Annotated in this window: 28 protein-coding genes and 1 pseudogene; 26 read left to right on the top strand and 3 right to left on the bottom strand. The window is 35.9% G+C overall.

Annotated elements, in window-relative coordinates; genetic code table 11:
• Positions 1 to 148 precede the first annotated feature (148 nt).
• The 7 genes from WBG45_RS13545 to WBG45_RS13515 all read left to right on the top strand — a co-directional run bounded on the left by WBG45_RS13545 (position 149) and on the right by WBG45_RS13515 (position 4,682).
• Positions 149 to 1,015: an ABC transporter permease subunit gene (locus WBG45_RS13545; RefSeq protein ID WP_424415362.1), complete on the top strand. Its 867-nt coding sequence runs from the start codon at positions 149 to 151 to the stop codon at positions 1,013 to 1,015.
• A 176-nt stretch (positions 1,016 to 1,191) separates the two neighbouring features.
• Positions 1,192 to 2,064, top strand: a complete 873-nt coding sequence (locus tag WBG45_RS13540; RefSeq protein ID WP_424415361.1) for an ABC transporter permease subunit — start codon at positions 1,192 to 1,194, stop codon at positions 2,062 to 2,064.
• Between the two features lie 24 nt (positions 2,065 to 2,088).
• Positions 2,089 to 2,301 (top strand): DNA-binding protein, encoded by a 213-nt coding sequence (locus WBG45_RS13535; RefSeq protein ID WP_424415359.1) that lies wholly within the window; start codon positions 2,089 to 2,091, stop codon positions 2,299 to 2,301.
• 63 nt (positions 2,302 to 2,364) lie between these two features.
• The gene (locus WBG45_RS13530) at positions 2,365 to 2,787 is read left to right on the top strand and encodes a DUF1801 domain-containing protein (protein ID WP_424415357.1); all 423 of its coding nucleotides are present in this window, start codon (positions 2,365 to 2,367) and stop codon (positions 2,785 to 2,787) included.
• 193 nt (positions 2,788 to 2,980) lie between these two features.
• On the top strand, positions 2,981 to 3,538 hold the full coding sequence (locus tag WBG45_RS13525) for a sigma-70 family RNA polymerase sigma factor (protein WP_424415355.1): 558 nt from the start codon (positions 2,981 to 2,983) through the stop codon (positions 3,536 to 3,538).
• Entirely contained in the window at positions 3,528 to 4,364 is an 837-nt protein-coding gene (gene lepB / locus WBG45_RS13520) for a signal peptidase I (protein WP_424415353.1), read from the top strand. The genes WBG45_RS13525 and lepB overlap by 11 nt, the downstream gene beginning before the upstream one ends.
• Before the next feature lie 60 nt (positions 4,365 to 4,424).
• A complete protein-coding gene (locus WBG45_RS13515) occupies positions 4,425 to 4,682 on the top strand; it encodes a hypothetical protein (protein WP_424415351.1) in 258 nt (85 codons plus the stop codon).
• 208 nt (positions 4,683 to 4,890) lie between these two features.
• Here the strand turns inward: WBG45_RS13515 and WBG45_RS13510 are convergent, their stop codons facing one another.
• The gene (locus tag WBG45_RS13510) at positions 4,891 to 5,529 is read right to left on the bottom strand and encodes a TraX family protein (protein WP_424415349.1); all 639 of its coding nucleotides are present in this window, start codon (positions 5,527 to 5,529) and stop codon (positions 4,891 to 4,893) included.
• 184 nt (positions 5,530 to 5,713) lie between these two features.
• On the opposite strand from WBG45_RS13510, the gene WBG45_RS13505 reads away from it, so the two are divergent.
• The 9 genes and pseudogenes from WBG45_RS13505 to WBG45_RS13465 all read left to right on the top strand — a co-directional run bounded on the left by WBG45_RS13505 (position 5,714) and on the right by WBG45_RS13465 (position 11,419).
• Positions 5,714 to 6,073: a DUF4440 domain-containing protein gene (locus WBG45_RS13505; RefSeq protein ID WP_424415347.1), complete on the top strand. Its 360-nt coding sequence runs from the start codon at positions 5,714 to 5,716 to the stop codon at positions 6,071 to 6,073.
• Positions 6,074 to 6,134: 61 nt separating this feature from the next.
• Positions 6,135 to 7,178, top strand: coding sequence for a serine hydrolase domain-containing protein (locus tag WBG45_RS13500; RefSeq protein ID WP_424415345.1), 1,044 nt, complete (start codon positions 6,135 to 6,137; stop codon positions 7,176 to 7,178).
• A 124-nt stretch (positions 7,179 to 7,302) separates the two neighbouring features.
• The gene (locus WBG45_RS13495; protein ID WP_424415343.1) at positions 7,303 to 7,767 is read left to right on the top strand and encodes a hypothetical protein; all 465 of its coding nucleotides are present in this window, start codon (positions 7,303 to 7,305) and stop codon (positions 7,765 to 7,767) included.
• 121 nt (positions 7,768 to 7,888) lie between these two features.
• A complete protein-coding gene (locus WBG45_RS13490) occupies positions 7,889 to 8,413 on the top strand; it encodes an AAA family ATPase (RefSeq protein WP_424415341.1) in 525 nt (174 codons plus the stop codon).
• Between the two features lie 137 nt (positions 8,414 to 8,550).
• Complete coding sequence (locus WBG45_RS13485; RefSeq protein WP_424415339.1) at positions 8,551 to 9,072, top strand: DinB family protein; 522 nt, start codon at positions 8,551 to 8,553, stop codon at positions 9,070 to 9,072.
• 106 nt (positions 9,073 to 9,178) lie between these two features.
• A complete protein-coding gene (locus WBG45_RS13480; RefSeq protein WP_424415337.1) occupies positions 9,179 to 9,928 on the top strand; it encodes a hypothetical protein in 750 nt (249 codons plus the stop codon).
• 231 nt (positions 9,929 to 10,159) lie between these two features.
• Positions 10,160 to 10,590: pseudogene (locus WBG45_RS13475) on the top strand (GNAT family N-acetyltransferase).
• 75 nt (positions 10,591 to 10,665) lie between these two features.
• Positions 10,666 to 11,016 (top strand): DUF6176 family protein, encoded by a 351-nt coding sequence (locus WBG45_RS13470; protein ID WP_424415335.1) that lies wholly within the window; start codon positions 10,666 to 10,668, stop codon positions 11,014 to 11,016.
• Positions 11,017 to 11,146: 130 nt separating this feature from the next.
• A complete protein-coding gene (locus tag WBG45_RS13465; RefSeq protein ID WP_424415334.1) occupies positions 11,147 to 11,419 on the top strand; it encodes a hypothetical protein in 273 nt (90 codons plus the stop codon).
• 232 nt (positions 11,420 to 11,651) lie between these two features.
• On the opposite strand, the gene WBG45_RS13460 is transcribed toward WBG45_RS13465, so the two are convergent.
• Entirely contained in the window at positions 11,652 to 12,491 is an 840-nt protein-coding gene (locus tag WBG45_RS13460) for a hypothetical protein (RefSeq protein ID WP_424415332.1), read from the bottom strand.
• Between the two features lie 151 nt (positions 12,492 to 12,642).
• Here WBG45_RS13460 and WBG45_RS13455 point away from each other — a divergent pair, with 151 nt between their 5' ends.
• From WBG45_RS13455 to WBG45_RS13425, 7 genes are all read left to right on the top strand, one after another.
• A complete protein-coding gene (locus tag WBG45_RS13455; RefSeq protein ID WP_424415330.1) occupies positions 12,643 to 14,127 on the top strand; it encodes a phytoene desaturase family protein in 1,485 nt (494 codons plus the stop codon).
• Between the two features lie 175 nt (positions 14,128 to 14,302).
• Positions 14,303 to 15,559 (top strand): DNA polymerase thumb domain-containing protein, encoded by a 1,257-nt coding sequence (locus WBG45_RS13450; RefSeq protein ID WP_424415328.1) that lies wholly within the window; start codon positions 14,303 to 14,305, stop codon positions 15,557 to 15,559.
• Positions 15,560 to 15,758: 199 nt separating this feature from the next.
• Entirely contained in the window at positions 15,759 to 17,513 is a 1,755-nt protein-coding gene (locus WBG45_RS13445) for an ABC transporter transmembrane domain-containing protein (protein WP_424415326.1), read from the top strand.
• Positions 17,513 to 19,291, top strand: coding sequence for an ABC transporter ATP-binding protein (locus tag WBG45_RS13440; RefSeq protein ID WP_424415324.1), 1,779 nt, complete (start codon positions 17,513 to 17,515; stop codon positions 19,289 to 19,291). Before WBG45_RS13445 ends, WBG45_RS13440 begins: the two co-directional genes overlap by 1 nt.
• A 122-nt stretch (positions 19,292 to 19,413) precedes the next feature.
• Complete coding sequence (locus tag WBG45_RS13435; RefSeq protein WP_424415322.1) at positions 19,414 to 20,124, top strand: cytochrome c biogenesis CcdA family protein; 711 nt, start codon at positions 19,414 to 19,416, stop codon at positions 20,122 to 20,124.
• Positions 20,125 to 20,162: 38 nt separating this feature from the next.
• On the top strand, positions 20,163 to 20,483 hold the full coding sequence (locus WBG45_RS13430) for a thioredoxin family protein (RefSeq protein WP_424415320.1): 321 nt from the start codon (positions 20,163 to 20,165) through the stop codon (positions 20,481 to 20,483).
• A 1-nt stretch (position 20,484) separates the two neighbouring features.
• The gene (locus tag WBG45_RS13425; RefSeq protein ID WP_424415318.1) at positions 20,485 to 21,003 is read left to right on the top strand and encodes a CcdC family protein; all 519 of its coding nucleotides are present in this window, start codon (positions 20,485 to 20,487) and stop codon (positions 21,001 to 21,003) included.
• Between the two features lie 45 nt (positions 21,004 to 21,048).
• Here WBG45_RS13425 and WBG45_RS13420 read toward each other — a convergent pair whose 3' ends face one another.
• A complete protein-coding gene (locus WBG45_RS13420; protein WP_424415317.1) occupies positions 21,049 to 21,483 on the bottom strand; it encodes a DUF2621 domain-containing protein in 435 nt (144 codons plus the stop codon).
• Between the two features lie 112 nt (positions 21,484 to 21,595).
• On the opposite strand from WBG45_RS13420, the gene WBG45_RS13415 reads away from it, so the two are divergent.
• The 3 genes from WBG45_RS13415 (at position 21,596) to WBG45_RS13405 (ending at position 22,798) form a co-directional block, all read left to right on the top strand.
• Positions 21,596 to 21,814, top strand: a complete 219-nt coding sequence (locus WBG45_RS13415) for a DUF1659 domain-containing protein (RefSeq protein ID WP_424415315.1) — start codon at positions 21,596 to 21,598, stop codon at positions 21,812 to 21,814.
• Between the two features lie 17 nt (positions 21,815 to 21,831).
• Positions 21,832 to 22,044, top strand: coding sequence for a DUF2922 domain-containing protein (locus WBG45_RS13410; protein ID WP_424415313.1), 213 nt, complete (start codon positions 21,832 to 21,834; stop codon positions 22,042 to 22,044).
• 157 nt (positions 22,045 to 22,201) lie between these two features.
• Positions 22,202 to 22,798, top strand: coding sequence for an SCO family protein (locus WBG45_RS13405; protein ID WP_424415311.1), 597 nt, complete (start codon positions 22,202 to 22,204; stop codon positions 22,796 to 22,798).
• The last annotated feature ends 29 nt before the right edge of the window (positions 22,799 to 22,827 follow it).

Below are 22,827 nucleotides of genomic sequence, written 5' to 3'. Positions count from 1 at the left end.
TGGAAGTTATAGGTCGAATATCTTCAAAGATAGTTTTTTCTGGCAAAGATAGCTCTTGGTTATTATCTGTCTATTTTCTAAAAGGTGTATATGGTAATCTTAACTTTAAATGTATATCTTTGGTTTATGCGTTAATGGAGGGATTTTTATGAGCTCAACTTTTACTGTATTGACACGTTTTTTATTTGTTGTAATTGGCATTATTCTGATAAGCGCTTTTGTCGGGTTATTTACTAATGGGATCCAGCTTGATGCCATATTGTTTTTGGAAAATATACTTCACATTGTGAAATCCTTGGTTTTTCCTGAAAATCTATTAATTTTAGGTCCAACTAACCGTCAGTATTCAATTTTCATTAATTTTTGGGATTATTACATTTACTCCCTAATAATTTTCCTCTCATCAATATGTATTTCGATGATCATTGGTTTGTTCATCACTTATGTAACGATTCTACTTCCACAAAAATTAAATGAAGGTGTATCCAAAATTATTTCTTTGTTGGAATCATTGCCAGATTTATTCATCATTATCGTTATTCAATTTACAGTGATTTATTATTTCCAGCAAACAGGGACCTTATTATTTCCTGTTGCGGGCTCTTCACAAAACAATACTTATTTCTTACCTATCTTTTCATTGGCTTTAATTCCGTCCTTTATGATTTATAGGATTAACCTCCATTTAGTAAATGAAGAGTGGAAAAAGCCATACATTGAATTAGCCAAAAGCAAAGGCTTTAACAAAAGCTATATTTTTTTCTCTCATGTATTAAGAAATATAGTACCTAGTCTGTTTAGTCATAGTAAAACGATAGTTCTCTATTTATTATCCTCAATGGTAATTTTCGAAAAATTATTCAATGTTTATGGAATATTTACATTCATTACGAGTTATCCAAATCCTAATGTAATTGCATTCACCTTAATTATGTTTTTTCTTCCCGTGTTCATTTTATACGCACTTATTACCACTCTGATTGAAAAAAATACTGGCCAAAGATTGGAATGGTGAAATAAATGTTCATTATGAAACGGTTGTTTTTAAATAAGCTGTTTATAACAGGATTTTTCATCATTAACTCGATGCTTTTAGTCAGTATTCTTTATTTTTTCATATTTAACGACCGTATACCCACATCACCATTACTATTTGATAGCAGTGGAAAACCTCTTCCAGCTCCATATAGTATGAAAATATTTCCTCCTTTTGGAACAGACAACTTTGGTCGAGATTTATTAATTGTGATGATAGTTGGTACGAAGTATACGATTGCAGCAACATTAATCATTACTTTTTTACGTGTTTTCCCATCCATATGGATCGGTTTATTCATTCATTTCTTTCTTCAGAAGATTGAACGACCACTTAAATCGATTGCAGATGCATTAAATTACTTCCCAATCACATTGTTGGCATTCTTGCTTTTGAATGTGATTCTAATCCAAGAAGTTATCGTATATGATATCGATGGGGTATTAGTGAGGGGCCCTGAACCTCTACCATATTGGAATAGGATTGTCCTTTTTTTAGTTGTATTGGCTGCGCTTTTTATTCCAACAAATTCTATCTTAATAGCAAATGAAGTTAAAGCTATTTACAACAAAGAGTTTATTGAAAGTTCAAGAACACTTGGGGCAAGTAATTGGCGTATAGTTTCAAAACATATAAAACTCTTTTTAGTTCCTCAAATAGCTATTATCTTTTTAAGAGATTTCATACAAACTTTGATTCTGATGTCACATTTAGCTGTATTGGGTATTTTTATTGGTGGATTTACTAGAAGAGGAGATTTATTTGGTTACACAAAACAACTCTCCAATTCAAACGAATGGGCTGGACTGTTAGGGATGTGGTGGGATTATTTATGGACTTCTTATCCGTGGATATCCTTCATCCCAATCCTATTTATATCAATTTTAATTTTATCCGCTAAAGCAATGATGGAAGGGCTTACGAATGTTTTAGCAACTGCTGATCACTTAAGGGAACCTATTGAGAGAAGAACAGAAACGGAATTTATCAAAAGCGATAACTCTTTTCAAAGAATTAAACTTTTTTAGATTGAATAGAATGGAGAGCGAAAGATGTCATTAAATGACAGTAGTAAAAAAAGTGACCTTCCAACTGAATTAGCGAAGCCAGCACGAAGAGCACTCGAGGGCGCTGGCTATGTAAAACTTGAACAATTCACTGTACTGAGTGAAGTTGAGGTCTTGAAATTACATGGTATGGGACCTAAAGCACTTGAACAAATTCGACTTGCTCTTAATGACAGAGGATTATCGTTTAGGAATTAATCTTAAAATAGCTCGTTGTTGTTTGACTGAAAATAAAAATGATGATAAAGGGGAGATTCTATTATGTACGAACTAAAAACGGAGGAAACTGAATCTAGTGTCATAGAGTTTATTGAAAACGTTGAAAATCTAAAAAAGCGAGAAGACGCATATAAATTGTTAGATATTTTTACTGAAACGACAGGTTTTCCGGCAAAAATGTGGGGACCAAGTATTATTGGATTCGGATCATATCACTATAAATACGACTCTGGACATGAAGGCGATGCTGCACTTGTTGGTTTTTCGCCTCGCAAAGCAAAGATCAGTTTGTATTTTACAACAGATGAAGCTATACGAGGTGAATTATTAAAAGACCTTGGAAAACATACGTCCGGGAAATCTTGTGTTTACATTAATAAAGTTTCAGATATTGATGTAGATGTCATGAAGGCCTTAATTGTCCAAACCGTCACTTTCATGCAAAACCTATATCCGAGCCGTTAAAAAGCTGCATGATAAGCTTTTTAAGGGAAACAGTCTTAACAAAAATTAGATGGTTTTGAGTTATCGAAGTAGATAACAACGAGGATTTAACATGCAGTGTTAAATCCTTATTTTTATTTCATGCAAATATAACAAATTGAAACTCTGAATGCTTCAATCTCGTCTTAGGTGTAATTAAAAAAGAGGTGAATGGATGGAGCTGACCAATATCGAGAGTAAGGCCACTTCTGAAACAAAACAGGATGAATGGTTAGAAGAAATAATGAACGAATATGGGGACAGATTGACGATACTGGCTTTTAGTTATCTTAAAGATTGGGGAAAAGCGCAGGAAGTGGTTCAAGATGTGTTTGTCACATGTTATAAAATGTACAAAACAATACCGGAAATCATTTCGTTTAAATCATGGATTTACCGTGTTACCGTAAATCGTTGCAAAGATGTGTTGAAGAGTTCACTTCTAAAACGGGTCATTGTAAATAATAGCCTTTTTGCAATTCTTCGTTCTCCTGAGCCATCTCCTGAACATACATCAATTAAAAAGGATGAACGAGAATTAGTTTCCGAAGGTGTTTTGTCATTGTCCATTAAGTATAGAGAAGTGATTATTCTTTACTATTATGAAAACCTGTCTATTCAAGATATTAGTGAATTATTGAAAACCAATCCAAATACCATAAAGACTCGATTGAAAAGAAGTAAAGCCATGTTGAAAACTTTATTAGAAAGCAGTGATATCAATGACGAATAAACTGACTAATCTGCGCGCTGCTATGGACAATACAGTTTTTAAAGGCCAAAAATTTACTGAGGAAAGTAAAATAAATGTCCGAAATCGTATTTCAAAAAAACATATTAGGATTAATTTGATTCCAAATTTCTTAACTTTAACTATAGCTGTTGGGTTTTTAGGCTTTGGTGCTTATTTCATGGGAGAAGAATTGAACTTGTTCAATCAAGGAAATCCAAACACAACACTGTCTAAAGAAACTCAGGAAATAGAAACAATTACAGATATTAATACAAAACAAGAAGTTGAAACTGTTGAACCTCCGGAAAACTCGATATTAATAGAATGGACTTCAGATAACATGGATAGCGGAAATCATGATTATGATTCTTTGACTCACAGTAACTTAGTAGTTGGCCTAGATTATTCAAGTATTGAACGCGGAGATGTCATTTACTTTAAATCGCCTAGCTTTAGAATAGAGAGCAATCCTGAATTCAAAATGCCTGATTATTATATAGCAAGAGTAGTGGGTTTACCGGGAGAAACGGTTGAAATGAAAAGTGGTCAAGTATATATTGACGATAAAAAATTAGAGGCTTTTTATGCCCAAACATTAAAAACAGGTATGGACGAAGAAGAATATTTTAAAAGAGTTGATCCAGTCAATAGAGGAAATGAAGAGGATGATAAAGATTACTTTGCTACTACAACTGATCCTGTAAAAGTTGTTGAGAACACGGTTTATGTTTTAGTGGACAATGGTTCGAGAGGTGTAGATAGTAGATATTTTGGGGTTTTATCCATAGAGAGTATTGTTGGAAACGTATTAGGTTATTCAAAGTAAAATGCATATTTAATTTTAAATAGGTAGCAAAGAAAAGGTGAGGTTGTGTTAAGTTTTCTAGTGGATATTATTGCAGGGTTGCTAGGTGGAATTAATGTTGATAATTCTTTAAATACGAGAAAAATTGACCGGAATATTGAGCGGTTAAAAAAACTAGAGTGGTTTAAAACGATATATGACGAAGAGAAATACCACAGTATGTTTTTTGTAAATAGACATGTTAGAGGCTATTTACAAAGCACAATACGAGTTAAGAAAATTATTCGTAGTGAAAAAGCCCAACTTAAATTTATGCGTTTTCTTGATAAACAAATATAACTGTAATTATCGTTGATAAAAAGAACTCCATTCAGTTATTCTTTGATTTATTAAGTAGGATACATTATTATTTTTCACATTTAAGTTGTATCTATCTAGAATTTTTCCACTACGAATAAAAGACGTTTTATTATGCAGGGTCTTATAAGGATCTCTAAGCTGTCTTTGTGATATCTTTTTCTTTTTGTATTAAAACAACGCTTCAGCCTTATCCATGAATCAATAATGATAAGAGATACAAAATCAACAAGTGAGCGGGGTAGAAAGCTCGGTAGAAAAGTCTTGGAATTTTTACTTTAGGTAGGTAATTTTTAAAAATTATTATGATTGTGGCAAAGATACTAAATGATTGTATAGAGTGCCAAAAACCAAAATAATTCAGGCTATATAAAACGTCTAAAATGATATGACCTATTAGTAGTGCTACTGATTTTTCTTTCAGAAAATAATAAAGTAAAAACAGTAAGTATCCATAAATACCATAGTCAGTAAAATCAGAAATAGGTAACATGATGAGACCTAATATCACGAGAATGAAAATTCCCCAAATCCTACTAACTTTTTCATACAGTACAACAGCACTCGCTCCGTACAATAAGGTGAAGATTACGTTTAGTGTATAGATTTCGAATAGGAGCGTAAAAGGAATTTGTGCTAATACGGCAATACCGACTAATCTATTAAAGTAGGTAGACCTATTTCTCGTTAATGTTAACCCCCTCACTAACAGGAACGTGTAAATAGGAAATGCAATTCTTCCTATGGTTCTCCAAGTTAGATCACCTGGGAAAAACTCATATCCAATATGATCAATTAACATGGTAATTATCGCTATCCATTCCAACATTATGAGCCCCTCATTTACTTAATAAATTCGATTTACACTAGCTATTAGTCATGTCGTTCTTTGAATTGATTTCTTATATTATATAATGTTTTTTGAAGAAAAAGGAAAATATCTGTACATGTAGAATAATGTAAAGGGGGCTAAACCCTTGGATGCATCGAATTTATGAAATGAGGTATAAATAATGTCTGATCAAGTACATTTAAAAGAACATCTATTACAGCTAGAAGAAAAATTATTGTTACCTGAAATACGAAGTTCACGTGAAGAACTTACAAATTTACTTGCGAGCGATTTTTTTGAGTTTGGAAGTTCCGGAACAGTATGGTACAAAAATGGAATTGAGGTAGATGGTAATGGCGTAGTAAAGATGACATTAAGTAATTTTGAAATTCATCAACTTTCTACCAACACAGTGTTAACCACTTACCGAATATATAACGAAATAAAAATGCAACATACTTTGCGTAGTTCCATATGGAAATTCAGTGATGGCAAATGGAAAATGTTTTTCCATCAAGGGACACCCACTCAAGCACAATAAAACGGGTTTTTCATTTCATACTGTTTTGTTGCAGGAGATGATTCTAAATGGGGGAATACAAATGATACGAAACATTATTGATAAAATACATAACTTGCAAAGTAATAATCAGTTCTCGGGGACAGCATTTGTTAAAAATGAAGACCAAGTTTTAGTAGATGTAAGCTACGGATACGCGAATCGTGCTGAACAAATTAAAAATCAAACAGACACTAGGTTTGGAATAGCTTCAGGCTGTAAGCTCTTCACTTCAATCGCAATTTGTCAGCTTGTAGAGGAAGGAAAAATTTCCTTTGACTCTACTTTAAGAGACAGCCTAAATGTAAAGTTTCCGCATTTTGACGAAACGATTACGATTCATCAGTTGCTAACTCATACTTCTGGAATACCTGATTATTTTGATGAAGAAGTAATGGATGATTTCGAAGAATTGTGGATTAATAATCCAATGTATCACATTAGATGTTTGAAAGACTTCTTACCTTTATTCCAAAATAAAAACATGAAATCTTCAGTGGGTGAACGTTTTCACTACAATAATGCAGGTTATATTTTGTTAGGTTTGATAATCGAACAAGCGAGTGGTCTTGCCTTTACTGACTATGTTCAGAAAAATATTTTTAAAGTAGCAGGCATGAAGGATTCAGGGTATTTTGCTTTTGACTCTCTCCCGAAGAAAGTTGCGCTAGGTTACATTGATAATGCTGATGGGACATGGAAAACGAATATTTATTCTTTACCAGTAAAAGGTGGGTCGGATGGTGGAGCATTTGTTACAGTAACTGATATGTCGAGGTTTTGGGAAGCCCTAATCAATTATCGACTGATAAACAAAGCACTCACCATTCAGTTACTCACTGATCATACCCAAGTCAAAGAAGATAGTTTTTATGGTTATGGAGTATGGATAAAGAAATATGGAAACCTGATATCGAAGTACCATATTATGGGCTATGATCCTGGAGTTAGCTTTCATTCAGCTTATTATCCTGATTCTTCATTCAAGCTGGTTGTATGCTCAAACAAGTCCGAAGGAGCATTTGCCATAATGAACGGAATTGAAGAAGAATTGTCGAAAATAACAAGTGACAAGACCACTATATAATATGAGGGAAGAAGAGGGCTAGGTAAACTTCCGGATACAATTAGATGTGTCCTAATATTGATAGGTACTCACTTTTTCAAATAGCAAAAAATAATAACAGATTGTAGGTTTCCTTATGTATCTTTTGAACGGAGTAACGGGATTTAGTGATGAAAAAGGTAATCCTGCTCCAACAGTTGATGGAAAGCAATTTAAAAAGATTTGTTTTGCTTTGGTCACGGAGAATGGCGGAGAAGTCTTGTCTTTTGGAGAACTGAAAGTAGCAACTAACTTTTATAAAGTAAATGTAAAGATTTTCGATGTCTATTTTTATATCTTACTCAATAGTAGTTATTCTTTTATTGCTTTTGCTTCTTCAGTTGAATATGGAAGTATAAGATTTGTTGATAATCAGCACCTAGCTAGAATGTTTAGTTCATTTTCTTGTGTGTTGAGTTCAATGGAACTGAATGAAACAGTAGTGTTTAAAAAGGTTAGGGGTAAAGTTATTTTAAGCAACGACAATGAATTAAACGACGCTGAATTACATGAATTATTCTATTGGAAACCTAGGAGAGTTGGAGATGTAATCTTTAATTTTTGGGATTAGGTTTTATTTCATATAACACCAAACCGACATGCATTTAGTTACTGGGATCAATCATTTCTCAAGTGCACATCTAAATTTAATAAACAATAATTACATAGAATGTTATAGGGAAGTGCATCTTATGTTTTTTCTTCAAATGTCTGGATTTCCGGGTTCGGGAAAATCAACTCTTGCTCGACAAGTTTCAAAAATAACAGGTGCTGTCATTATTGACCACGATATCGTCAAATCTGCATTATTAAAATCATTAGATACAGATAATATCGATTCGAATGCTGCTGGTAAAATAGCCTACGATATCGATTGGTCATTAATCGATTTTCATTTGTCTCAAGGCCAAAGCACCATATTAGATAGCCCATGCTTTTATACAGAAATGGTGGAAAAGGGCATAAGTATGACAGAGAAATATCAGGCAACATACAAATATGTGGAATGTTATCTTAATGAAATCCATGAAATTGAACGTAGAATAAAAAATCGAACACCTATGATTAGCCAAATTCAACAGGTTCCCTCTGAGAAGGCATTCATGGAATGGGTGAATAAAAGTAAAAAACCGTTAGACCTCGAATGTCTTAAAGTCGATTCTGGAAAACCTATAGAAAAATACATAGATGAGGTTATGTTGTATATCAATAAATAACGTGGACCAACATTCATTTAGGAGTGGGATTTTTGCTTATTGTTAATGTAGAAATCGCCATATATAAAGACGATAAGTGGCTTTTAATCCTTTAATGAATTTTTCACTAATTAAAATAGAACTTAGGAGGAAACTCAATGTGGACAAAACCAACTAATGAAGAATTCCCCTCATATTTTGAAAAGTATATTGATTTAGTTCCTGAAGATTCTTTAGAAGATACTCTTATCAAGCAGATTAAGGACACAACTGCATTCCTTTCAAACATGTCAGAAACACAGGCAAACTATCGGTATGCAACAGGGAAATGGACGCTCAAAGAAGTAATTGGTCATATCACAGATACGGAACGCATCATGAGTTACAGATTGCTTCGCATAGCAAGAGGAGACCAAAGTCCACTTGCTGGTTATGATGATGAGACGTATGTAAACGAAGCTGCATTTCATTCCCGCTCATTACCAGATTTACTTAAAGACTTTTCAGCCGTAAGACAATCCACAGTTTCACTGGTTCGAAGTATATCTGAGGATGTTTGGTCTAGAAAAGGGATTGCAAACAACAGCGAAATTTCATTAAGAGCTTTGGCATACATTATTGCAGGACATGAACTTCATCATGTGAAAATCATCAAGGATAAGTATGTAAATAGCTTATAAAATAGATTTAAAAACTGAACCAAGCAAGCTTCCCCCTTAACCTAAAGTTGTAAAAACTACATATCATAAGTGAGGAAATATGCAAAATAAAACAATAAGTCTTATTATGAGAAAATTAATTACTACGATTGTTGCTACAATTATCTTTTCGATTATGTTAGCTTTTGGAAACCAGAGTGGAAATGATTTAGATAGTGTTTATAACCAAGGAAATGATTTTATAGGTTGGTTTATTATTTACTTTCTGTATATAGGTGTAATTATCTTGATATATGGTAATTTGGTTTCTGTATGCATAGAATTTGTGCAAAGAAAATGGTTTCAACAGCACGATTGGCTTTATATTGTACTGCACAGTATTTTCGGGTTAGTTAATGGTGTATTTTTTCAAGAAAAGACTCTAGCCTTTTTTGGCGTGTTAGCTGCCTTATTATACGCATGTATAGATAGATGGTTATTTAAAAGAGAATTAAACAGTACGAGTGTGAAAATACTATTTGTTTTACCGATTATTTCACTGTTCTTATGTTGGGGTTATTTTCAATTAATTTCTCCACCTATGCCTCCGTTTACAAAAGAAGATGCGATTGAATTTGCTACAGATGGAGAAGGAACAATTGAAGATTCTTTCCCTAAGAAAATTGGCAAATGGCAAGGTGCAATAGATGGCTTTCAGGTCGAAAGAGAGACCGATGTAATTGAAATAGATGATGAAATTTATATTGTTAAGTTTAAGGAAAACTGGAGACAAGGAACGGTAACTGGGTTTTGGTCATCATCCTTTAAAGTAGAACGTGGAACTTTATCCGCTACAGGTGAAAAGGGCATTATGCCTCCCTACTATGAAGGGAACTAAAATAATCTTAAAACAATAAGGTATGTTTATTACAGTGTCAGTGTCGATCTATAAGGCGCCTTTAGCTTTTCTTTTCATAAATCGAAGTGGTACCGGAAAATCATTGAGCTGCTCAGAAACAGCTCTTTTTTTCGTCTGAAATTATGTATTGAGTAAAACGGGGTTGGTGAAGGGAAAACTAAACTGCTTGTCGAATTACATTTTATGCTTTTGGAAAAAGGTGGAATGCTTATGATTGAGAGAGCAACAGAAAAAGATATAAAATTCATATCGACTAGGGCTGCTGAATCTGCAAGTGAAGGTGCTCAGCAAGCACTAAGTGCAGAAAAAGCAATTAGTATGTTTGAAAGCATATTAAGTAAAGGTGGTTTTTACTTAGTCTATCGAAATGCAGATTGTTCAATAGCGGGTTGGATTTTGCTCGGTGAAAATACGGATTATTTTTCGGATAAGAAATTTGGTTTCATTTATGATATTTATGTTTTACCAGAATATAGAGGTAGAGGGATATCAAAGGAGTTTATACAAGAAGGAATAAGTACATTAAAAACATCTGCTATGAAGAAGTTCGATTAAATGTATTTGCCACTAATTATGCTAAAGAAATATATAAGAAATTAGGATTCAAAGATCTAAACTCTATTATGACGTTAGCTATTTAAATTAATATCATTACACCTAGTGCGTTACTAATAAGTAAGGCTATTTTCAAATAATATAGAAAATGAGGAAATGAAATGTCACCTACAGTAGAACTCACAAGATTTAAGGTTAAAGAAGGTAAAACAGAAGCAGTTGACCAATGGATGAAGCTTCTAAATGAAAATATGTCTAGTGTTTTATTGACACTTAATGATGAAAAGATGTACATAGAGACGATTTTTCGAGAAGAGATTGAAGGGGTTGAGTATCTTTACTGGTATTCTGTTCAGGGCAAAGGTGGAATTGAGGTTCAAGATTCACATCATGATATCGATAAACAGCACTTGGCATATTGGAATGAATGCATTGACCAAGATTTCCGACCAATCGATTTGAAAACTGAAGTGGTTATGATCCAAGAAAATATTCTTGCTGCGATGGAGTAAAAGAGTTTTTTAGACAGTCCGAGCAACCATCATCCTAAAGGAACCGATCCGTTTAAGTAAAATTGATAATTTCAATTGAAAAGCTCCGAAACACGATTGTTAAATACAATATGATTAAAGGGGATTCCCAATGAATCTTATATGGTTAATTATTTTATCAATGACTTTAGGATATTTCCTATTTATTATGGGTCCACTAATTGGTGGTATTATTGCCTTCGGTATTGTCGTTGGGTGTTTGTTTAAAGGGTTATTCTTACTAATTGATATTAAAAAGAAACTTTCAGTTCTTGTACCCGAAGCTGAGGAGATAGCAGCGAAGCGTGTTACTGTTAATTATTTGAGAGATAGAGATGTATATTTAAACTATCTGAAACAAAAGGAAAATAACACTGAACAATAGGATCATGCATCGACTTTCTTGCAGATAGGTTATACACACTAGCCTCTTTAGTATTTATTTGCTGTCAATTTGTAGTAAATACTAGAGAGAAATAAAGAATGTAAAAAACGACCGAAATTGCATCTTCGGTCGTTTTCTTTTTTGATAAATGGGTGTCACTTCTTTCGTTAAAATTAATGCTGGCACGACGGTTGTAGGGGAAAGAGTAGGAATAACGACTGATTTTGCTTAATCATCTAATAGAATTTGCTATATCGACTAATACTTCTTTTGTAACTGTATTTGAGATTCTCTTATCCACCAATAATGTATATTGCCACTCATGTTTTTCGAAAACTAATACATCTAGGGGTAATTTGGTACTGTAAATTGCTGCACTTCCATCATTTAATTTTATGGTGTGATCAATTTTTTCATCACTAAATTCTAACTTGTACTGTACTGACTTAACTCGTATTTGATAATGATTTTGTCCGACATTCTCATTTATATAGGTTATTTCAAGTTGATCGTTCTCTTTTCCAAAAGAGTGATTAAATCTGCCAAAGTTGTGAGTGAAAGTAACTGGAGGTAGTTGTGTTGGCAATGCAATATCACGCTTAAAATAATCTTTACTTTCTTGCAGTGCTTTATTAACTTCCTTATACCCAATATTTAAAAAAATTTTTTCAAGTGAATTTACATTTGTTTTGACCTTAGTGGCACTTGAAGGTTTTTGAAGATTAACTGCAACTGAATAATCTTTAAAAATAGTTTCTTGTGCTAATTCATTTGCTACTTCTTTCACGTCTTTTTCCACTTTATTTAGATACTGTTTGTTACCATTTACTCGAATTCGGATTTCTTTAATTTGGTAACTGATTCCTATTGCTGCTAAGTCTATATTTTTCTCCTCTTGAAGTTTATTCTCTATTTTTCGGGTTAACTTACGGGTAGTGTTCAAGAGAACTTCATCGGAGAATTCTTTCTCATCTTTAGAAGTCTGTATTATTTGATTTGACGTTTCAGAAGGTAGTGTTGATTGAAAGAAGGAATTAAAAAGCACAGCAAAAGTTAATACTATTATTTTCATATATGTAACCTCCAGTGTTTAAAAATCACCTTATCATTTCCTCGTTTTGTGTTATCTATGCTAATTTAATAAACGAAAGCAGCATTGTGCCCATTGAAAGTTGTAAAATGCGGATTTCTTTTCTCATAATAAAGAAAAGGAGGGATGTAAGATGAACAAAAACGTTCTTGTCATTGGTGCTGGAATCGGTGGGTTGACCGCCGCTTCCCTGTTAGCTAAAGATGGAGCAAACGTGACTCTTCTTGAATCGTCATCTGAACTTGGTGGGTGTGCGGGGAAGTTTAAGCGACATAATTATGTATTCCCTGTCGGTGCGACTCTTGGTATGGGATTAGAGCCAGGTGGCATTCATGAACGCGTATTTCGATATCTAGAAAAGCCAATGACCTTACAACCTCTTAATCAAGTAATGCAAATGGTACATCCGCAAGCAACGTTTACTTTTTATAAAGATCGCAAGCAACATGTTGAACAGATGGTGAAATATTTTCCACAAGCGGAACAAAATATCACAGCGTTTTATCGAGAAATTTATCAAACTGCTGAGACTGTGCGTTCCCTAATGGACAGATTGCCCGTCCTTCCGCCAACGACAGCTATAGAATGGCTTTATTTACTTGGCTCATTACAACCAAAACATATAAGATTACTGCCTTATTTTAATCAAACTTTAGAGAAGCGGCTACGTGTATATGGATTATCAGATTTGCACGAGTTTCGTCATATGTTAGATGGCTTATTAATTGATAGCATGCAAACGGGGAGTGAGGATGTATCTTATTTACTCGCAGCGATCGCACTCGATATTTATCATGAAGGCGCTTATTACGTACCAGGCGGTTTGTATCAATTAGCAGAAAGAATGGGAGAAAGCTTTATTGAAAACCGTGGCACTCTCAAAAAACGTCGGACGGTTAAGCAGCTCGAACGAAAAAATAATCAATGGAGAGCAACGGATCACCGTGGCAATACATATGAAGCACAACACGTGGTATTGAATGTACCGATTCACCAATTACCTAACATGCTGGCACCAGATTTGTTGGAACAGGTAAAGAAACCACTACGTGAAGGAATAACGACACCAACATGGACGACGTTGACGTTGTATATTGCAGTCGACTGGAGAAAGCTCCAAGCGCCACTTCCACCATTTCGGCAAATATCACTTGATGGTGAACAAGGACTTGCGGAAGGAGGACATTTTTTCATGTCAGTCTCAACTCCTGAAGATTCATTGAGAGCACCAGAAGGCATTCAAACCATTACGATTTCCACGCATTCGGAAGGGCACCGCTGGGATACAAAAGAAAAATATGATGCGGTACGTGACGAATTAAGTGAACGCATGCTCGAAGCAATCGAAAAAGTGATTCCTCATTTTAGGGAAGCAATTGTTCATTTTGAAACGGGTGCACCAAGAGGATGGGAACGATACACAGGTCGACTAAGCGGCTATGTCGGTGGATTTCCTCAAACGCTGAAGTCTTCTCTATTTAATTCCATCTCTCATCGATCAGGGCTACCGAATCTATATGTATGTGGCGATCATATTTTCCCAGGTGGAGGCACGATTGGTGCAGCGACAAGCGGAATTCACGCCGCTCGATCCATTTCCGGAGAACGACTTATTTAAAAACAAAGTGTTCGAGATCTTTCGAACACTTTTTTCTTGTGGATACTTTTAAACGCTTATTAGAGCGCACGCAATTAATTGAAAATATTTCCCACCCATTGATTAAGAACATTCGTTCGGGGTATAATCATGTTAAGAGAAAAGAACGTTTGTTCGTTTTAAGGAGGAGAACACCATGTATGAAAAATATCCGGATCGAAAAATCGTCTGTCTCGATATGCGTAGTTTTTATGCAAGCTGTGCAGCAGCGGATGAAGGTCTTGACGTGATGAAAACCCCGATTGCGATTATTGGCAATCAACAACAAAAGGGAAGTGTCGTTTTAGCTGCTTCACCCCCATTAAAAAAAGAGTTTGGTGTGAAAACAGGGACACGTTTATTTGAAATTCCTGATCATCCGGACATTCGGATAATCGAACCGAAAATGGGCTTTTTTGTGCGGGTGTCGATGGAAATTACGCGATTGCTTAGTGAGTATGTGCCGAAAGAAGCGATTCATGTTTATAGTGTGGATGAAAGCTTTATCGATTTAGCTGGAACGGAACGGCTGTGGGGACCAATTGAGCAAACCATTCAGCGCATTCAAGATGATTTAGTGGGAATGTTTCAATTACCGTCTGCGATGGGCATGGGACCGAATATGTTGATGGCGAAGTTAGCGCTGGATTTAGAAGCGAAGAAAACCGGATTCGCTCGGTGGACCTATGACGATGTGCAAACAAAGTTATGGCCAATATCCCCTCTTAGTGAAATGTGGGGCATCGGGTCGCGAATGGAAAAAAACTTAAATGCCATGGGGATTTTTTCAATTGGCGATTTAGCAAAAACCGAGTTAGCAACACTCGAATCGAAGTTTGGTGTGATGGGAAATCAGTTGTACCATCATGCATGGGGGATCGATTTATCAGAACTAGGTGCTCCGATTATCGATGGGCAAATTAGTTATGGCAAAGGACAGATACTGTTTCGAGATTATCGCAAGACGGATGATATTTTGGCCGTTGTACTTGAAATGACCGAAGACGTGGCGAGACGTGCGCGTGAAGCCGGAAAAGTTGGACGTACCGTTCACCTTGGGGTTGGCTACAGCAAAGATGCTTTTGGGGGAGGCTTCCATCGGTCTCTTTCAATGGAAGAAGCGACAAATGACACGATGAAAATTTACCAAGTATGCGTGAAGTTGTTGCACGAACACTTTGATGATCGACCGGTTCGACGTTTATCTGTGACTTTATCGAATATGGAGCCCGAGCATTCCATGCAGCTCAGCCTATTTGAAGCGGAAAAATGGCGCAAACGTAAACTCGGTTCTGCCATGGATCACATTCGTAGTAAATATGGTTCAACGGCTTTACTACGGGCAGTGTCCTATACGGATGCCGGAACAGCTCGAGCTCGTGCAAAATTAATCGGGGGACACAAAGCTGAATAAAACGAGAGCAGGATGCTCGGGTACATGACATTAAGCGAATGAAATTGTAACCCAGCAATTCACATCTCAAAAGAAATAGCAGTGTAAACTTACTCAAACTATTTCTGAACTCGAATAATTTTCATTTCGTATCTTCTCTAAATTCGGAACATTTGCTAAACTAATAAAGGCAGAAAAAAGAAAATCGGGGGATAGTTGCGTGAAAGTATTTTTAGATTTAGGGTGGTTTTTTAAAGAGAGAAAGAAACAGTATATAGTCGGCATCATCATGCTGATGGTTGTTGCATTTTTGCAACTGCTGCCACCTAAAATAATAGGTTATGTCGTCGATGAGATTCGACTAGGCACACTTACAGGTGAAGCGCTTTTTAAAGGACTGCTATTACTTGCTGGTGCTGCTATTGCCATGTACATCATTCGATATTATTGGCGTATGATGATTTTTGGGTCAGCGATTTTGCTCGCACGTCAATTGCGTGCGCGTTTATTCGAACATTTTACTCGCATGTCACCACGATTTTATCAAAAGCGACGTGTTGGTGATTTAATGGCACATGCGACCAATGATTTATCAGCCGTTCAACAAACAGCTGGAGCGGGTGTCTTAACACTAGTGGATTCGTTAGCAACAGGTAGTTTTGTTATAGCTGCGATGGCGATTACAATCGACTGGAAATTAACGCTAATTGCTCTTATTCCGATGCCGATTATGGCATATTTAACAAATTATTATGGCAAACAGCTACATCATCGCTTCCACTTTGCACAAGAAGCATTCTCGAACTTAAACGATAAAACACAAGAAAGTATCTCAGGAATAAAAGTCATCAAAACATTTGGTCAAGAAAAAGAAGACATCCAAGATTTCGTTCAGTTATCGGAAGATGTGGTAGAAAAAAATATTCATGTAGCAAAAGTTGATTCGCTATTTGATCCGACGATTTCTGCAATTGTTGGTGTTTCATTTTTCCTATCCATTGTGTTTGGTGCACGATTCATTATTGCAGGAGATATGACGATTGGCGATTTAATCGCATTCACTGCGTATTTAGGTTTACTCGTCTGGCCGATGCTTGCTTTTGGTTGGTTGTTTAACATTGTCGAGCGTGGCCGTGCATCTTACGACCGGATTCGTTCGCTCCTCGCCGAACCAGTAGATATTGACGATGCGTCACATGCACTGGATGTAAAAGCACAAGGTGACTTGGATGTTCATATCGACGAGTTTAAGTTCCCAGATGATGAACGAGCAGCGCTTAAAAATGTTCATTTCACATTAAAGCGTGGGGAAACTTTAGGCATTGTCGGAAAAACAGGGTCAGGCAAAACTGCGATATTAAAGTTATTACTACGCGAATTTGAAGGCTATGATGGATGGATTACATATGGTGGCCATTCAATCAATGAATACAAAAAAGAACGTCTACGTTCTGCGATAGGCTACGTTCCGCAAGATCACTTCTTGTTTTCAACGACGATTGCTGGCAATATCGCATTTGCTAATACGGGTGCTCCACTTGAAGAAGTCTATGAAGCATCTCGCCTCGCACATATTCACGAAGATATTTTAAATTTCACAAGTGGCTATGACACCATTGTTGGTGAACGTGGAGTGTCTTTATCCGGTGGTCAAAAACAACGTATATCGATTGCTCGTGCATTGATGATGAAACCAGAATTATTGATTTTAGATGACTCATTATCTGCAGTAGATGCACGAACTGAAGAAGCGATACTCGAGTCTTTGAAAGCATCTCGCGTGGATGAGACGACCATTATTACGGCTCATCGACTAAGCGCGATTCAACATGCACATCAAATCATCGTACTCCATGAAGGGACTATTGTTGAAAAAGGTTCCCATGAAGAACTGATGAATCTACAAGGACGATACTATGAAATGTATCAATTACAACAACTTGAAGCGCTCGTCGAAATGGGAGGTGAGGCATAATGGATGAACAGCCGAAACTAACCGGTCAAGATCAAAGTATCATTTTAAAAAGGCTCATTTCTTATTTGAAACCCCATAAAAAAGTGATTGCTTTTGCCTTGTTCTTACTTGGACTGACTGTTATAGGAGACGTAGTTGGACCAATCTTAATCAAAACATTTATTGACGATTATTTAACCGTTCGAAATTTCCCGCAGGGACCGCTTATTGGACTTGCGAGCGCATATATATTTATTCAACTATCCAATGTTTTTATTAGTTATTTCCAATTGCTAAAATTCCAAGAAATCGCTTTAAAAATCATTCAACAAATGCGTATCGATGTCTTTACAAAAGTACAAAACCTCGGCATGCGTTATTTTGACAAAACGCCTGCCGGCAGTATCGTATCACGTGTTACCAATGATACGGAAGCCATAAAAGACATGTTCGTCAGCGTTTTAGTAGGCTTTTTACAAAGTGCCTTTTTGGTTGTAGGTGTGTACATTGCCATGTTTATATTAAATGCAAAATTAGCAATGGTTACCTTATTGCTATTGCCGATTCTATTTTTAATTATTCGCACATATCGTCGTTATAGTTCTGTCTTTTATCAAGATTTACGTGAACGTTTGAGTCAATTGAATGCAAAACTGGCAGAATCTTTACAAGGCATGTCTATGATTCAAGCCTTTCGACAAGAACCACGTTTAAAAGATGAGTTCAATGACATAAATGAACAACATTGGGAAGCTGGAAAACGCAATATCAAAATGGATAGCTTGTTGCTTAGACCAGCAATTGATTTGGTGTATGCCCTTGCTTTGATTATGTTACTTAGCTATTTCGGTATTACTTCGTTCAATAACACAATTGAAGTTGGTGTGATCTATGCCTTTGTAACGTATATTGACAGATTCTTTGAACCAATTAATCAAGTGATGCAACGTTTATCGATTTTCCAACAAGCAATTGTTGCTGCTTCACGTGTATTTAAATTGCTAGATGAAGAAGAACTTGTTCCAACTCAAGGCAACACAAACGCACGTATCGATGCTGGGAAAATTGAATTCAATAATGTGACGTTCTCATATGACGGTCAAACAGATGTGTTGAAAAACATATCCTTTACTGCGAACCCTGGAGAAACAGTCGCATTGGTAGGTCATACGGGAAGTGGAAAGAGTTCCATTATTAATTTATTGATGCGTTTTTATGAATTTGAACAAGGTGATATATTAATAGATGGGAAGTCTGTAAAAGATTTTAACGTACAAGAGTTACGCAAAAAAATGGGCCTTGTGCTACAAGATCCATTCTTATTCTTCGGGGACATTGAAAGCAATATTCGTTTGCATAATCAATCTATGACCGACGAAGAAGTGCGAGCTGCTGCTGAATTCGTGCAAGCCGATGCCTTCATTAATCAGTTACCAGACGGCTACAAACAAAAAGTAACGGAACGGGGCTCGACATTTTCCAGTGGTCAACGCCAACTCGTTGCATTTGCACGTACTATGGCAACGGATCCGAAGATTTTAGTACTGGATGAAGCGACCGCAAACATTGATACTGAAACTGAAGTTGCCATTCAATCAAGTTTAGAAAAAATGCGTCAAGGACGAACGACGATTGCCATTGCACATCGTTTAAGTACCATTCAAGATGCTGAATTGATTCTCGTTCTTCATCAAGGTGAAGTTGTCGAACGAGGAAATCATCAACAATTGCTTGCAAGTAAAGGTCTATATCATAAAATGTATTTACTGCAAAATGGTATTGTAGAAGAAACCGTATAATCATAAAAGAGGACACAATTGTGTCCTCTTTTACTTAGACAAAAAAATGTCACAAGCAATAATGAAGTCATTTGACTGATTATTTGTTACGATGTTAGAAGAATTGTAAAGGAGCGACTTTGATGACGACAGATATCAATTTATTATTGGCATTTGGAGCAGGCTTTTTAAGCTTCATTTCGCCTTGTACTTTGCCATTATATCCAGCATTTTTATCTTATATTACAGGAATGACGTTAGACGAATTGAAGACTGATCGTGGTATTTTGCAAAAACGTGGCATGTTGCACACACTATTTTTCTTACTCGGTTTTTCGATTATTTTCATTGCGCTAGGTTTCAGCACTAGTCTGTTCTACACTTTGTTCCAGCAAAATCAAGATTTAATCCGCCAAGTCGGAGCAATTTTCATCGTAGTATTCGGATTAATCGTTATTGGCGTATTCAAGCCTGAATTTTTAATGAAGGACCGAAAAATCCACTTTAAAAACAGACCAGCTGGATATTTGGGAACAATTTTGATTGGTATGGCTTTTGCAGCTGGCTGGCAACCTTGTACAGGTCCCATTTTAATGTCAGTGTTTTTATTGGCATCAACCAACCCAGGATCCGGAGTTTGGTATATGTTGGCTTATGTTCTTGGTTTCGCAATTCCGTTCTTCGTCTTATCATTCTTTATTACACGTATGAACTGGATTCGAAAACACAATGCAAAAATCGTCAAAATTGGTGGTATTATTATGATTGCAGTCGGTATTTTATTGTTCTTTGACGGCATGACTTACATTATCCGTCTTTTAAGTCCGATTTTTGGTGACTTCCAAGGGTTTTAATAGCTAAACTTTGTGTATCGAAAGAGATGGTGTTGAAGATGAAATCCATAACAAAATACGAGCAATGGCTAGATATCATTCAACAAGAGAAACATCTCTTACTATTTGTGAAGACGACTAACTGCTCCGTATGTGAAGGGTTATATCCACAAATCGCCGCACTCGAAAGTGATACAACCATTCCGTTTTATGTTGCGAATGCAGCAGAGGTACCTGAACTAGCAGGGCAACTAAGTTTATTTACAGCTCCTGTAGTCATTTTAATGAAAAATGGCAAAGAGTACGCCAGGTTTGCCCGCTTCGTTCCTGTACAAGAAGTAATTGAAAAACTACAAGAATTAAAGAAATGGGAGGAATAGCATGTTTGAACAAATTCCTTCGCAGTGGATCGTCATTGGATCGACCATAATGGCAGTCGTAATGGGAACTCTAGTTATGACGGTAAGAGCAAAGTCTTCAAAAAAGCCTGTAAATGCTAAAAAAATTATATTACCACCACTGTTCATGTCTACCGGTGCTTTGATGTTTGTTTTTGAGTATTTTCGAGTGGCACCCATGCAAATTGCAGAATCAATCGGAGTTGGACTTCTGTTTTCTACGGTCTTAATCTGGACATCTCGATTTGAAGTGAAAAATAAAGACATCTACTTAAAACAATCAAAAGCATTTGTGTTTATTTTAATTGGATTATTGATTGTCCGATTAATTGGTAAAATCATCTTAAGTTCAACGATTGATGTCGGTGAGTTAAGTGGTATGTTTTGGTTACTTGCCTTTGGTATGATTGTACCTTGGCGCATTGCTATGTTGCTTCAATATAAAAAGCTCGAAAAAACAATTGGAAAAAAATCCACACAAAAGCCGACCTTTTCTTCATAAGGTCGGCTTTTTTCTTGTCATATTTCTTCACTAAAGTCTGTTACTTTATCTAAATAAATGTTCATACGGTGTCATGTCTATTTCCATAGACTCTAACTTTTTACGTAAGAATTTATGATCTCTCTTCGGTGTTGCTTGAATATACCCACGAATTAGATGGTCATGCTCAATAGATGATGCTTTTTCTTCTAAAGCAATTTGTGCTACTTTACCAGCTATTTTTTGTTTGGCCACTGGACGAAACAAGTCGGGAACAGGTGTCACTAGTTCATTTAACATTACTTTTGCTTGATCTCCCCATAAATGAAGGGATTCATTCACATAATACTCTTCCCAATCGAGCATCGATTTTCCATCGTCTTTCGGTAATACTTTTAAAAACTTGCGGAACATAAAATAGCCACCAATGGCAAAAAGTCCAGCTAATACAAAAACCCAAAATACGATAAACCATAAAAACCATCCATCCAATACTCTCACCTCTTATTACAACTATTCTTCTATTATAAAAGGTTCTGCGGAAAATAACACTCCCGATGTATTCTTTTCTTTAATTTCTCTCTATATAAAGAGGGAAAGGGGGTGAAACAATATGGCAATCGTTGACTTTACGGGTGCAGTGGTTCGTTTAACGTATGATGTTGGGATGACCCAAGACGGAAAAGTAATCAAAAAAGCAAGTTCTTATCGGAATATTGATGAATCTGCAACAGCTGAACAATTAATGGAAGTAACTAGTACTCTATCTGGTTTTTCATCATATCCGATTTTGGCTGCAGAAAAAATCGCAACTGGAAACATTCAAAACTAATGAAGGGGGGCTAACTAATGGCACAAGTATTAGAAATGCAATTTGAAACATCTGGTGGTAAAAAGTTAACGATTTCTGTAGAAGAGCCACGTGCGAATTTGACTGCGCATGAGGTAGAAACTGGCATGCAAGCACTTATCGCAAGTAATGTTTTTGAAGTAAATGGGTTCGGACTTGCAAGTGCATTCAGTGCACAGTTAATTGAACGCAATGTATCTGACTTAATGTAAATAACAAGACTGGCCACCTATAAATTGGTGGTCTTTCTTTATGACCTAAGTATTAGGAATACAACGACACAAATTCGTTAGAATCTTCTGATGCTCCTACCTTGAATTCGTAAATTTCATTCGCTAAGATGAAAAGGAGCGAAAGTGGGGAGAGTCCATGACGAAATATAAAAAAATGTTTATCTTTATTGCGTTGAGCGCAATCATTTTAACGGGATGTAATTCATCAAAGTTTAAAGCTGAGGCCGACTGGGAAGTTGAAACCTTTTCACATGAATCTCAAAGAGGCGAAGAAGTTTCATTAGAAAGTTTAAATGGCACCGTATGGTTGGCTACTTTTATTTTCACTAATTGTGAAACGGTCTGTCCGCCAATGACGATGAATATGACCCAAGTGCAAGACGAATTAATAAAAGCAGAAGTTGAAGATTATAAAATAGTCGCATTCAGTGTAGATCCAGCAGTCGATACTCCTAAAATTATGGCGGAATACTTAGCCAAATTTAACCCAGCAGATGAATCTAAGTGGGAGTTGCTTACAGGATATGACCCAGAGTATATGGAGCAGTTTGCACGAGATTCATTTAAATCTCTAGTGAAAATTGACCCCAACTCAGATCAAGTCATACATGGAACAAGCTATTTTTTAGTTGATCAAAATGGGATTGTTGTTAAGAGCTATGACGGTTATCAAGATGTACCAAAAGAAGAAATTGCTGCGGATATGAAAGCTCTAATTGAACAAGGAAAATAAAAACAAAATCAAGAATACAAATAGAGCTT

It is taken from the genome of Paenisporosarcina sp. (assembly GCF_049671445.1).
Taxonomy (GTDB): Bacteria; Bacillota; Bacilli; order Bacillales_A; family Planococcaceae; genus Paenisporosarcina.
Note: the sequence above shows the minus strand (reverse complement) of the source record. Positions and strands in the feature narration are given on the sequence as shown.